This window comes from Microcoleus sp. S13_C3, assembly GCF_036700905.1.
Classification (GTDB): domain Bacteria; phylum Cyanobacteriota; class Cyanobacteriia; order Cyanobacteriales; family Microcoleaceae; genus Microcoleus.
The window spans coordinates 1-12093 of record NZ_JAUBPT010000206.1 but is presented as its reverse complement, the minus strand read 5'-3'; the positions used below and the strand labels follow the sequence as shown (position 1 = coordinate 12093).

The following is a 12093-nucleotide window of genomic DNA, read 5'->3' as shown; positions in this document are numbered from 1 at the left end:
TTGACTGTTGACTGTTGACTGTTGACTGTTGACTGTTGACTGTTGACTGTTGACTGTTGACTGTTGACTGTTGACTAATAACTACTGACTAATAACTACTGACTAATAACTACTGACTAATAACTACTGACTACTGACTACTGACTACTGACTACTGTACAGTTCCATAATATCGCTGACAGCCATTCTTGAATTTGCTCCCAAAGTCAGCGGCGATGTGTGTCCTCGCTGCAAGTGTTCTGCCGCCGCACAGCCGATCATTGCTGCGTTGTCTGTACAATATTTTAATGGCGGAAACAATACCCGCAAGTTGTGTTTTGCTGCTGCTGCTTGTAAGTGTTTTCGGAGTCCGCTGTTTGCTGCAACTCCGCCGCCCACTACAATAGTGGTAAGCCCGAAATTTACGGCACAGTCGATCGCTCTTTTTGTTAAACCCTTGGCTACAGTTTCCTGAAAGCTGGCCGCAATATCATTAATTGTAGAGGCAGGCAAGAACCCTTCCTCACCCACATTGTTATTTTGTTTCTTGAGTTTCTGTACTAATTGCAAAACTGCGGTTTTCAGCCCGCTAAAACTACTGTCGTAAGGATGGTAGCCGCCACCTGGCAAGGAAATTCTGCCTTCTGGTAGAGGGTATGCTTGGGGATTGCCAAGGGCGGCCAATTTGTCAATCAGTGGCCCGCCGGGATATCCTAGCTGCAACAGTCTCGCTACTTTATCAAAAGCTTCGCCGGCTGCGTCGTCGCGTGTGTGTCCTACAGTTTCATAAACGCCGCAATCTTTGACGTAAATGAAGCTAGTGTGTCCCCCGGAAACTAACAAACACAAAAACGGTGGCTGCAAGTCGGGTTCGGTAAGGTAAGAAGCGTAGATGTGTCCTTCGAGGTGGTGGACGCCTAAAAAAGGTTTTTGATGGACTATTGCCAAGCTTTTCGCCGCTGTCAGCCCGACTAACAATGCACCTACTAAACCGGGGGCACAAGTCGCTGCAATGCCGTCAATTTCTGACCAACTCAGGTTTGCTTCACCGAGACACTGGGCAATTACCTGATTGAGCATTTCTAGGTGACTCCGCGAAGCCACTTCCGGTACTACCCCGCCATACTGCTCGTGGATTTTAATTTGTGATGCTACAACATTGCTGCAAACTTGACGATTCTTAACAATTGCTGCTGCTGTTTCGTCACAACTTGTTTCGATTGCGAAAATGGTTGCCATTAACTGCTAATTTTATTTGATAGGTTAGTTATTGCTAGCTTAACTAATTCGGCGCAAGTCCCCCGCTCTACCTGTACTCAGGTTATTGTTAAGGGATTTTTGCCCGATCGACAGATAAGGCCGTCATCTGATGCAATGAAGGAATATCCTCGCGGTATTGCTAGCTCAGCATTGACCTATGAAAGCGGGAATCCCTCATTCTATTGGGCTTTGCCGCATCAATGGTGGATACTTTACACTGTCAACAAACACGGTAATCTGGATTCCAGATCGGCAAGTTGAAATGCTTGTACAAAAACTTATTGTTTTGTAACAAAAGGAAACAATTCCATGCGACGATTGTTTGCTGCAATTTTAGTGTTGAGTGTCTGGATCAGTTTTGCTCCAGTTGCTTCGGCTTACAATTTAGTGCCGTGCAAAGACTCTCCCGAATTCAAGGAACTGGCTAAAAATGCACGTTCAACCAATGGCGACCCGGCATCTGCGAAAGCAAGATTCGATCGCTATTCTCAAGCTATGTGCGGCCCGGAAGGATACCCGCACTTAATCGTAGACGGCAACTTGAGCAAAGCAGGGGACTTTTTGATTCCTAGCATACTGTTCTTGTATATCGCAGGTTGGATTGGTTGGGTGGGCCGTTCTTATCTGCAAGTTACCAAAAAATCAGCAACCCCAGAGGAAAAAGAGATTATTATCGACGTTCCTTTGGCAATCAAATGTATGCTGAGCGGCGTTTTATGGCCTCTGGCAGCTCTCACATCAATCACCAGTGGTGAAATGTTTGCCAAGGACGACGAAATTACTGTTTCCCCCCGCTAAAATTGGGAAATGGAGAAGAGCTAATAGCTAACAGTTAAGTAATTAACTAGAAATTAGCAATTAGCGCGCTTATCGATCGGCAATTACCAACTGTCTGGAATTTTCAGGAGCAGAATTCATGCAATACTTTGTCAAGTTTCTTTCGACAGCACCAGTATTGGCTATCCTTTGGATATCTATTCAAGCTGCGGCTTTAATTGAATTTAACCGCTTTTTCCCCGACCTGCTTTTCCATCCGATGCCTTAAGATTTGAGGGAAATTAGGTTGCAAAACCTATGAAGGTTGACGGTTGACGGTTGACGGTTGACGGTTGACGGTTGACGGTGGAAGAAAAAGTTGAGAGTTTTGAGTTTTGAGTGATGAGTTACAGGTTAATTTAAAGCTCAAACATCAAAGCTCTCAAACCGTAGAAGTTGGCGCAAGACCAGCGCATAAATGGGAAAAAACCCCAAGAATTTCAACTATTTAGTGCTCAAATTAGTTGCCAATGACTACTGACTAATGACTACTGACTAATGACTAATGACTACTGACTACTGACTAATGACTACTGACTACTGACTAATGACTACTGACTACTGACTACTGACTACTGACTACTGACTATTGACTATTGACTAATATTTTGAATCGATGAAGTCTTATCTCGCCGCAGCAATTCAAATGACTAGCTTGCCTGACCTGCAAAAAAATTTGGTTCAGGCAGAGGAATTAATCGACCTGGCAGTGCGTCAAGGTGCCGAGTTAGTTTCCTTACCAGAAAATTTTTCGTTTATGGGAGAGGAGGAGGAAAAGATTGCTTCAGCAGAGGCGATCGGACTCCAAAGCGAAAAATTCCTCAAAACGATGGCCCAACGGTTCCAGGTAACGATTCTGGGCGGCGGGTTTCCCGTGCCGACGGAGGGGGGGAAGGTATACAATACTTGTTTGCTGGTAGACCCAAACGGCACGGAAGTGGCAAGGTACAGAAAAGTACATTTGTTCGATGTGAATGTGCCAGACGGCATTACTTACAGGGAATCGAACACTGTGAAAGCTGGTGAAGATTTGCCACCTGTTTATGTGTCGCCGGATTTGGGGACGCTGGGACTTTCGGTGTGCTATGACGTGCGGTTCCCGGAGGTGTACAGGCATTTGTCGTACAAGGGGGCTGATATTTTGTTCGTGCCGGCGGCGTTTACCGCTTACACTGGCAAGGATCACTGGAAGGTTTTGTTGCAAGCTAGGGCGATCGAGAATACTTGTTATATGATTGCCCCGGCACAGACTGGACACCACTACGGCCGCCGTCAAACACACGGTCACGCGATGATTATAGACCCTTGGGGTGCCATTTTGGCGGATGCTGGAGAGGAACCGGGTGTGGCGATCGCAGAAATTAATCCAGATCGACTAGAACAAGTCCGCCGCCAGATGCCGTCGCTGCAACACCGGGTTTTTCTTTGAAGGAATTTTGAGACCAATTGGTCTCAAAAATTCGGAAATTAATCCCGATCGACTAGAACAAGTCCGCCGCCAGATGCCGTCGCTGCAACACCGGGTTTTTCTTTGAAGGAATTTTGAGACCAATTGGTCTCAAAATTTCAGCCCCGTCCGGGACAAAACATGAAAAGTTTTTATTCGGTCGCGTAATTGTGTACGTTCGTACACAAAAAAACTTGGATCGGGTGCGCCCAGAACTGAGTTGGGGCGGGTTTACGGTTGAGATAAAGCCGATCCCCCCTAACCCCCCTTAAGAAGGGGGGGACAGGAGTGTTATCAAAGTCTCCCTTGTTAAGGGGGATGCGAGGGGGATCGAGACGGGTAAAAGCGAAATTGATCGAGGGTTTTTTTCCCAGGAGATGAACGGTCAATAACTCGCGATAAAATATCTAATGCAGGTTCAATGGGCGTGCACTTCTGCTAAAAGGCGAATTGGCGAAAGTAGAATTGCACGAAATGCGTCTTTTTGGAGAAATGAAACACACTCTTTCGGTTTTAGTTGAAGATGAAGCGGGTGTCCTCACTCGAATTGCTGGTTTGTTTGCCCGTCGGGGTTTTAATATTGAAAGTCTCGCCGTTGGCCCGGCGGAACAAGGGGGAGTGTCTCGGATTACGATGGTTGTACCCGGAGATGACCAAATTATCGAACAGTTGACAAAGCAACTGTACAAGTTGATTAACGTGCTTAAAGTTCAGGATATAACGGAAATTCCCTGTGTGGAACGGGAGTTGATGTTGCTGAAAGTTAATGCTGCTAGCGGGACGCGATCGGAGATAATTGAGTTAGCTCAAATTTTTAGAGCGCGAGTTGTGGATATTGGTGATGATACGCTGACATTGGAAGTTGTCGGAGATCCCGGTAAAATGGTGGCGATCGTCCAGGTTCTGAATAGATTTGGGATTAAGGAAATTGCTCGTACAGGGAAAATTGCCCTGACGCGGGAGTCGGGGGTAAATACTGAGTTTCTCAAGTCTTTGGAAGCGAAAGTTTAAGTCAGGAGTCAGGAGTCATTAGTCATTAGTCATTAGTCATTAGTCATCAGGGCTGTTTCATTCTCACCAAAAACATGAATTTTGTAGGGGTAGTGCCCCCGTGCCTACCCCCGACCTAGACGATTCGATCGGCTGATCAGACCAAGAGGGCCGGCACGGGGAGTAGGGGTAGCACGGCCCCTAGGTCGAATGAAACAGCCCTGTTAGTCATTAGTCAGAAAGAATGTTTTAACTTTTAACTTTCGACTTCTTATTGCCAATTATCAATTACCAATGACTGATGACTAATGACTAATGACTAATGACTCTTGACTAATTACCATTTAGGTTGACTTTCTATCAAAAGTGTGGCTGCGATGCTGTCTATCGGCTTTGAGAAAAAGTATCCTTGTCCGTATTCGCATTGCAGCGCTCTGAGTAAATTAAGCTGTTCGATGGTTTCGATGCCTTCAGCAATTACATCCATGCCTAAATGACTGGCTAAAATTAAAATAGTCTGTACAATCGCTTCGTTGCCTTCATCTTCAGTCATGCGACTGACAAAAGCTCGATCGATTTTTAAAGCATCAGTTGGAAAAGTGTGCAGGCGGCTCAAAGAAGAATAGCCAGTGCCGAAATCGTCAATATATAATTGAATTTCTAAATTTTTTAATTCTGCGAGGATAGCGACTGCTGATTCGGAATTCTCCATGATGACGCCTTCAGTAATTTCTACCTTTAAAGTGCGGGGGTCAAGCTGAGTTTCTTGTAAAATTTCGCGAATGCGATCGATTAAATCCGGTTGTTTAAATTGTTGGTTAGAAAGGTTGACGCTGACAGTCAACGGCGGATTTGCTGGGAATTTTTGGTGCCACTCGTGGATCTGACGGCAAGCCGATCGCATCATCCACCAGCCCATAGGTATAATCAATCTAGTTTCTTCAGCTACTAAAATAAACTCGCCGGGAGATACGACACCCCGCTGCGGGTGATACCACCGCAGCAGCGCTTCAAAACCGCTGATTTGACCGCTAATTAGAGAGACGATGGGCTGATAGTAAAGCTGAAATTCCTGGGAGTCTAAAGCGCGTCGCAGGTCGTTTTCCAGTTGCAAAAGGGCGACAGCGCGAGTGTGCATACTTAAGTCAAAAACTTCGTGGCGAGCTTTGCCCAATCCCTTAGCATGATACATGGCAGCATCTGCATCTCGGAGCAGTTCTTCAGGTCGATCGTACAATATGGGGAACGAGGCATTGGGAACAGGAGAGTCAGAAGATAAGCCAGACAAAGAAGTTTCCCGATCGATATTTCCCATATTTTCGGGACTCGACAGTTTGCGGGTTTCCCTTGGATACTGAGGAAAACCAGAACAAACAATCCCAATGCTAGCACTGGTAAAAACTTGATACTCGTTAAGGTAAAAAGGCTCTGCCAGTTCCGCTTGGACTCGTTCGGCAACCTGGATCGCATCCTCGGTGCTTTTGATATTTTCCAGCAAAATAGCGAATTCGTCGCCGCCGAGACGGGCAACGGTATCTCCAGCGCGCAAACAGATTCCCAGGCGCTGCGCGATCGCGATCAGCAACCGATCGCCCACTAAATGCCCCAAACTATCGTTAACAACCTTAAAGCGATCGAGATCGATAAACAGCACCGCAAACAAAACCTCGGGGCGGCGTTTTGAAAGCTCGATCGCGTGTCCCAAACGATCCATAAATAAAGATCGGTTGGGCAAACCCGTTAGCATATCGTGCAAAGCATCGTGTACTAACTTATCTTCTGCTATTTTGCGGAGGGTAATATCTTCGACAGTCCCTTCGTAGTAAAGTAAATTTCCGTCAGGGTCGCGAACTGCCCGGCCGTTCTCGGAAACCCAGATAGTAGTGCCGTCAGCGCGGTAAACTTGCGACTCGAACTCAGACACAAAACCCTGTTTTTCGATCTCGCGCAAAAACTCGACGCGGCGGTTGGGATCGAGGTAAAGTTGGCGGTCTATGTCTTGGATATTCGCGATCAATTCGCCAGCCGACTCGTAGCCGTAAATTCTCGCCAAAGCAGGGTTAGCGCTGAGGTAGCGTCCGTCGGTCGTTGTCTGGAAAATGCCTTCGATCGCATTTTCAAAGATACTGCGGTATTTCTCTTCCGCCTGTTGCAGCGCGAATTCTGCCTGCTTGCGATCGGTGATATCGGTCAACGTGCCGAGATAGCCTAGAACTTCCCCACTTTGGGTCATTTCTGGCACTGCTTGCCAAAATACCCAGGTTGTGAAGTCACCGTTGCAAAAGCGGTACTCTAACTTACAGGGCAACTTGTCTGTGACAGCGCGATACCACTGGCTCAAAACACGCTCGCGGTCTTCGGGATGCAAACTTTGCGCCCAACCTTCGCCTAGTGCCTTTGGCGCAGTCAGTCCCGCCATCTCTAAAAATCGCTCATTGACGTACAAGCAATCTCCAGCAGCGTCGGCGCGGAAAATCCCGACCGGCAGTATTTTTGCCAAGGTGTAATAGCGGTATTCGCTTTCTAGCAGCGCGCTGGCAGCTACTTTAGTCTCGGTGATGTCAAACATTGCGCCTTGAAGGATAACAGACTTGCTTGCTTCATCGCGAACTGCGGTCGCTTGATCGCGGAACCAGACGACTCGGCCGTTGCGGGCGATCGCGCGGTATTCTGAAACCAGCGGCATCTCGCAGAAGATATCTTCTCCATCGGTGAATTTCTGTGTGGCGTTTTCAACTAACACGCGGTCACGGTCTTCAGGGTGAACGAGTTTCAGCCACAGGTCGGGGTCTGCCCTCCATTCAGCTACAGAATAACCCAGAAAAGTCTCGATTTGCGGGCTGATGTAAAGTTTGGCAGCCGTGCGGTTGAGGGGAGAAATGTAGGTGACAGCGGGCATTTGTTCTACCAGGGCGCAGTATTTCGCTTCTACAGTGGACAGTGCTGCTTCTAGGCGCTGCCGCTCTAATTCGGCGGCGGCCCGTCCGGCAAAGATGCTGAGAATTAATCGGAATTTGGCAAGATGTGCTTCCACCAGGGGTCGATCGTGGAAAATACAAATAATGCCTAAAGGTTCGCCGTAAGAGTTTTTCAGCAATACTCCCAGGAAACTGCGCGCACCTGTAACGACAGGTCTGCGGTCTTCTGGAAAGGTTTCCCAGAGGTAGTCGGAACAGGAATACATTCCCCCGTCCAGCACCCGCGCTTCGGGAGTATTGGCGGTGTCGCACTCAAAGTTTGGCTGCTGCTGTCCCTCGCTCCAAAAACTGATAAGTTGCAATCTATCGGCAGCAGCATCGGTGCGTGCCTTAGACTTAATCGATTTGGCAGCGACGGCGGTGCGAACTCCGAGTGCTGAGGCTAAGTGGCAAACTAAGGCATCAAAGAATTCTGCTCCTCCCGGCGACTCAGTACCTGCTAGGATTTCTGCCAGCAAATCTTCCTCTAATTGGGCGAAAGTAGTAACTTTGGGAGGATTCTCGGCATTCGGGCGATCGGGATTTTCCCCCATCGAACCCGAAATGCTCAGACTTAGGGTTTTGCTGGTTCCAGACCCCACAATAGGCGAAGAATTCACACTTAGGCGCTGTTGCTTGGCAAAGAATACAGCGGGGCCCATACCTAAAACTTTACCCAAGAAGCTGTCAGTTGCCGGCAACCGATTTGAGTTGGAAAAAATCACAAAGTTTTTCCGCATTTTCAATCCCGCAGATAAATCGTCTGGCTTTAATTCTGCCAACTGCCGTTGCTCTTTGGCTAGCGGTAGACTAGAAGGCCTTCGGTGCCACTTGAGATAAATCGCGGACACCACGGCTAAAGCCGCCGATAATCCCAGAAGATATGCAACAATCTCAAAGTAAAAAAATAAATCTATATCGAACATCGATTAGCACCGCGCGACAATTGTTGTAGTTATCTGAAGCCAATCTATTTAAAAATAACTAAGTATCGTCACGGATGGGTAACGAATACAAGGTCAGATCGCCCTGAAGGCGACAAGAGAGTTAACAGTTGACAAAAAACCGGGCAATACTTGAGATTCCCGAACTTTTTGTGGTGCTTTTCGTACAGACTCAACCCGTACAGGTGAAACTCCAAACACATCTCTATGGTTGTGGCACTCCTCTAAGGGTGAGTTTACGTTTAATTTTATAATCATATTTAACGCTGCATTCACAGCAGCATTAATCAGACTTTCATTCCAAGACCGAAACCACCCACGTTTAACTCTCTTACGCCGGTAAGACTCTTGCTTACCGATATGCTCTAAATCCAAAAAGCTGCACTTATTTGTATAAGATGCTTCTGTAACTATTACCTTGATACCGACTAAATCAGCTTTGTAAGCAATAATTTTTACGAGCGTGGTATGAGGAATTACTACAAAAGTATGATGCTTTTTTTTTTCTAATTTGATATTTTGTTTACCCCTCGCATTTATGCCAATAATTAACGGAATTATTTTCTCTCCCACCAACAGCTTGATAATCAAACTGCTAGTTTGATGAAGGTAGTTCTCTAATCGCTTGTTTCGATTAAAGGTGATTTGCGGGATTTGGCGCGTGGTAGATTTTCCCGCGTTAATTTTTGACAGTAAAAATGCTCGGCGCTGATTGAAACCTTGATTGATTGATTTGAGATATTTTTTATCAGATATAGTTGGAGTAAATGTTGGCTTATTAGATGCCAAAGCGACGATGTGATTAATCCCTAAATCTCTACCTGCTATGAGGTGGGAATTTAAATCCACCAACGTTACAAGCTTGTGATGGGCCACCTCAACAAAGTAGAGCGTTGTTTGAATACCTATCCTTACCTTGATGACATTTTGGGATTTTGTAGAAAATATTATGTCACTTTGAGATAAATGAAGTAGTCGATTATTTTTGTCCCCTCCCCTTTTTTCTATCGATTGGTTATCATGACTTAACAACTTACGTCCCCAGATATTTTGATGTTTGTATTGGGGGATGCTGGGTAGGAATAAAAATCGAGGTATATCTCGGTCATAAGCTATTCTTGACTTTGGGCAATTTTCCCAATCGTGAACAACGTGCTTGAGAACTTGATTGCTAATTTTAGCAGGGAATGATTTAGAGCCGTCTGTAGGTTTTAAGATTGCAGATAACTGTCTGAGAATTCTGCTAACACCAACTTTATATCCAGACGAACAAAAGTGTTTACTCATATAATATTTACCATGATTGTCGAGATTTATCGACAGAAACGATAAGTCATCAAACTGTTTATAAAACTCCTGCGACCGATCTATGTAATGCCTTTCAACAACCCTCATAAATTTTGGGATAAACGAAAAGTTTTTTGTTGCTTTGCTAAGCAAGATACAATAAAGTCTAGGGATGATCTGATCTAGTGTAACACCCATGATGAAAGCGATCGTTTTTCAAACCCCCGGAAGCCCGTCAGTATTGAAACTGCAAAATATCCCCGCCCCTACTATACAAACAGAAACAGATGTTTTGGTACGGTTGCGAGCGGCGGGTATCAATCCGATAGATACTAAGTTGCGATCGCGCGGCACTTTTTACCCGGACAAAACTCCTCACGTTTTGGGGTGCGACGGTGCAGGAGTCGTAGAGGCTGTCGGTGCAGGTGTGCAAAGTTTCCAAGTGGGAGACGAGGTTTTTTTCTGCAATGGCGGTTTGGGCGGGTCGATCGGTACTTATGCCGAGTTTGCCGTTGTAGACGAACGCTTTCTCGCCCTCAAGCCGGCTGCTTTAAGTTTTGCTGAGGCGGCGGCGGCACCGTTAGTTTTAATTACAGCTTGGGAATCGCTGTACGATCGAGGGCGCTTGCAAGCCGGTCAAAAAGTCCTGGTTCAAGCTGGTGCCGGCGGTGTCGGCCACGTCGCGGTACAGTTGGCGAAGTTGCAGGGGGCAGAGGTTTGCACGACTGTTAGTTCTGAGGAAAAAGCCAATTTTGTCAAGCACTTAGGTGCAGATTCAGTTATTTTATACAAAAATACCAATGTTGTCGATGAGGTTTTGACTTGGACTCAAGGACAAGGAGTTGATTTGGCTTTCGATACAGTCGGGGGAGAAACTTTTTACCAAACTATTCCGGCTGTGAAGATTTATGGGGATTTGGTAACAATTTTGGAACCCGATCCGGCTTTGGGCAATTTGAAAACAGCGAGAATGCGGAATCTGCGAATTAGTCTGGAATTAATGTTAACACCGATGCTGGAAGGTTTGGTGGAGGAACAGGAACAGCAGGCTCAGATTTTGCAGAAGTGTGCTCGTTTGTGCGATCGCAACTTGCTAAAAATTCACGTCAGCAAAACTTTCCCTCTCGAAGAAGCGCAAGCCGCTCACGAACTGTTAGAAACAGGCTCAGTAACCGGTAAAATAGTGCTTGAAATTGGGGGTTAAAAATGCGGATGCTTAAATAAGAAATTGACAACTGATATCATGTCCGGTCGAGGAACCGCGATTTTTGTAGGGCGAGTTCACCAAGAATACCAGCCAATAATTCACAATCTCAAAAACCCGCCCCGACCGGGATCTTATCGTTAATCGATCGGACATGATAGGAAATTATTCGATAGAAAGGTGCAAAATCCTCGTTAATAATTTTGAGAGAACTCTGGCTAATTCGACGACGAAGGTGAATCTTTGTTTTCTATCAAATCCGTTGGCATCGGAATGATTCATCTGTCTCTTCCGTTTCTCTGTATCCTCTGCGCCCTCTGCGGTTTAATAATTCCAATACCACCGGAATTCATATTATTAGGCTGATGATTAAAACAATACTCCGGACTGTTTTTAAGCAGCCAGAGTACCATAAGACAAGACTGAAGGAAGGTTAGGGTGATTTAAAATCAAATCCGGGTCTAAATCTAACTTATCAATAAAGGTAGAAAGTAGATGCTTATTGAATTCCAGACGTTTATAAGAGGCCATAGAAAACACAAAAGATTTGGCAGATGAATGACAACTAGAAAGTTCATGTTTGGCTAAGTTTAAGGCAATTAGACTGGCATTAAAGTGAAAATCAAGCCGTGGCAAATGACGAGCTTAACAATCCGACAATCCGGTAAATTGCTTGGCATCACGAAAAATAAATTCAATCTGGAAACGAGCCTGATAATATTCAACAATTTGCTCAGGCGGTAAGTGAATATCAGTGCTAAATAATAAAGCATTTTTAATTTCTCCGTTGGCTTGAACCTCAGAGATACAAGCCAACCTAATTTGGCAATTTAAACAACAACTCCACACCACCAATGTATATAATGAAACTCCCGGTTTTATTTCTTTAACAAAATTAAGACGACTCAAATCATGGCAGTCAACCTTACCATCATATTTACGTGGAGCTCCCAGTTTCTTTTGTTCACCAGTATAAAGATAGCGTAGGTTAGCATCAACTCTTAACTTGCCAATAAAGTCTAAATTTAACTTCCGCACAGCATCCCAGAATTTAGAGCGGTAGTAATAGCCATCAGCGACCATTTGGACGTACAGAATTTGGGAAGAAATAACGAGTATTCTTTAGATGTTGTGCATAGTCATCAACTCTTGTGATGTCAGGCGTTGAGCTTTGAGACTTCTGTTTTTTGCGAGATTTTTTTGAGCCGC

9 protein-coding genes are annotated in these 12093 nt (G+C 45.5%); 5 read left to right on the top strand and 4 right to left on the bottom strand.

Annotated elements, in window-relative coordinates:
• Window positions 1-144 precede the first annotated feature (144 nt).
• Window positions 145-1218, bottom strand: a complete 1074-nt coding sequence (gene tsaD, locus QUA16_RS33035) for a tRNA (adenosine(37)-N6)-threonylcarbamoyltransferase complex transferase subunit TsaD (protein ID WP_333106427.1) — start codon at window positions 1216-1218, stop codon at window positions 145-147.
• A gap of 330 nt (window positions 1219-1548) precedes the next feature.
• On the opposite strand from tsaD, the gene QUA16_RS33030 reads away from it, so the two are divergent.
• From QUA16_RS33030 to ilvN, 4 genes are all read left to right on the top strand, one after another.
• The gene (locus QUA16_RS33030; protein WP_333037176.1) at window positions 1549-2037 is read left to right on the top strand and encodes a Photosystem I reaction center subunit III; all 489 of its coding nucleotides are present in this window, start codon (window positions 1549-1551) and stop codon (window positions 2035-2037) included.
• A gap of 118 nt (window positions 2038-2155) precedes the next feature.
• Window positions 2156-2284 carry a photosystem I reaction center subunit IX gene (psaJ, locus tag QUA16_RS33025; RefSeq protein WP_333037175.1) on the top strand — a complete coding sequence of 43 codons (129 nt, stop codon included), beginning with the start codon at window positions 2156-2158 and terminating at the stop codon, window positions 2282-2284.
• Window positions 2285-2671: 387 nt separating this feature from the next.
• Entirely contained in the window at window positions 2672-3484 is an 813-nt protein-coding gene (locus QUA16_RS33020; protein ID WP_333106424.1) for a carbon-nitrogen hydrolase family protein, read from the top strand.
• 510 nt (window positions 3485-3994) lie between these two features.
• Entirely contained in the window at window positions 3995-4513 is a 519-nt protein-coding gene (gene ilvN / locus QUA16_RS33010; protein WP_041622928.1) for an acetolactate synthase small subunit, read from the top strand.
• Window positions 4514-4829: 316 nt separating this feature from the next.
• On the opposite strand, the gene QUA16_RS33005 is transcribed toward ilvN, so the two are convergent.
• Together QUA16_RS33005 and QUA16_RS33000 are read right to left on the bottom strand one after the other, a co-directional pair.
• Window positions 4830-8375 carry an EAL domain-containing protein gene (locus QUA16_RS33005; RefSeq protein ID WP_333106422.1) on the bottom strand — a complete coding sequence of 1182 codons (3546 nt, stop codon included), beginning with the start codon at window positions 8373-8375 and terminating at the stop codon, window positions 4830-4832.
• 93 nt (window positions 8376-8468) lie between these two features.
• Window positions 8469-9878, bottom strand: a complete 1410-nt coding sequence (locus QUA16_RS33000; RefSeq protein WP_333181655.1) for a transposase — start codon at window positions 9876-9878, stop codon at window positions 8469-8471.
• 1 nt (window position 9879) lies between these two features.
• On the opposite strand from QUA16_RS33000, the gene QUA16_RS32995 reads away from it, so the two are divergent.
• The gene (locus tag QUA16_RS32995) at window positions 9880-10884 is read left to right on the top strand and encodes a zinc-dependent alcohol dehydrogenase family protein (protein ID WP_333106431.1); all 1005 of its coding nucleotides are present in this window, start codon (window positions 9880-9882) and stop codon (window positions 10882-10884) included.
• A gap of 645 nt (window positions 10885-11529) precedes the next feature.
• On the opposite strand, the gene QUA16_RS32990 is transcribed toward QUA16_RS32995, so the two are convergent.
• Entirely contained in the window at window positions 11530-11967 is a 438-nt protein-coding gene (locus tag QUA16_RS32990) for a transposase (RefSeq protein ID WP_333106418.1), read from the bottom strand.
• Window positions 11968-12093 lie beyond the last annotated feature (126 nt).

What these genes read in the sequence shown, in the direction of transcription:
- QUA16_RS33000 (WP_333181655.1), bottom strand. Translation starts at nt 9,878, where the DNA reads ATGGGTGTTACACTAGATCAGATCATCCCTAGACTTTATTGTATCTTG.
- QUA16_RS32995 (WP_333106431.1), top strand. Translation starts at nt 9,880, where the DNA reads ATGAAAGCGATCGTTTTTCAAACCCCCGGAAGCCCGTCAGTATTGAAA.
- QUA16_RS33020 (WP_333106424.1), top strand. Translation starts at nt 2,672, where the DNA reads ATGAAGTCTTATCTCGCCGCAGCAATTCAAATGACTAGCTTGCCTGAC.
- QUA16_RS32990 (WP_333106418.1), bottom strand. Translation starts at nt 11,967, where the DNA reads ATGGTCGCTGATGGCTATTACTACCGCTCTAAATTCTGGGATGCTGTG.
- ilvN (WP_041622928.1), top strand. Translation starts at nt 3,995, where the DNA reads ATGAAACACACTCTTTCGGTTTTAGTTGAAGATGAAGCGGGTGTCCTC.
- psaJ (WP_333037175.1), top strand. Translation starts at nt 2,156, where the DNA reads ATGCAATACTTTGTCAAGTTTCTTTCGACAGCACCAGTATTGGCTATC.
- QUA16_RS33005 (WP_333106422.1), bottom strand. Translation starts at nt 8,375, where the DNA reads ATGTTCGATATAGATTTATTTTTTTACTTTGAGATTGTTGCATATCTT.
- QUA16_RS33030 (WP_333037176.1), top strand. Translation starts at nt 1,549, where the DNA reads ATGCGACGATTGTTTGCTGCAATTTTAGTGTTGAGTGTCTGGATCAGT.
- tsaD (WP_333106427.1), bottom strand. Translation starts at nt 1,218, where the DNA reads ATGGCAACCATTTTCGCAATCGAAACAAGTTGTGACGAAACAGCAGCA.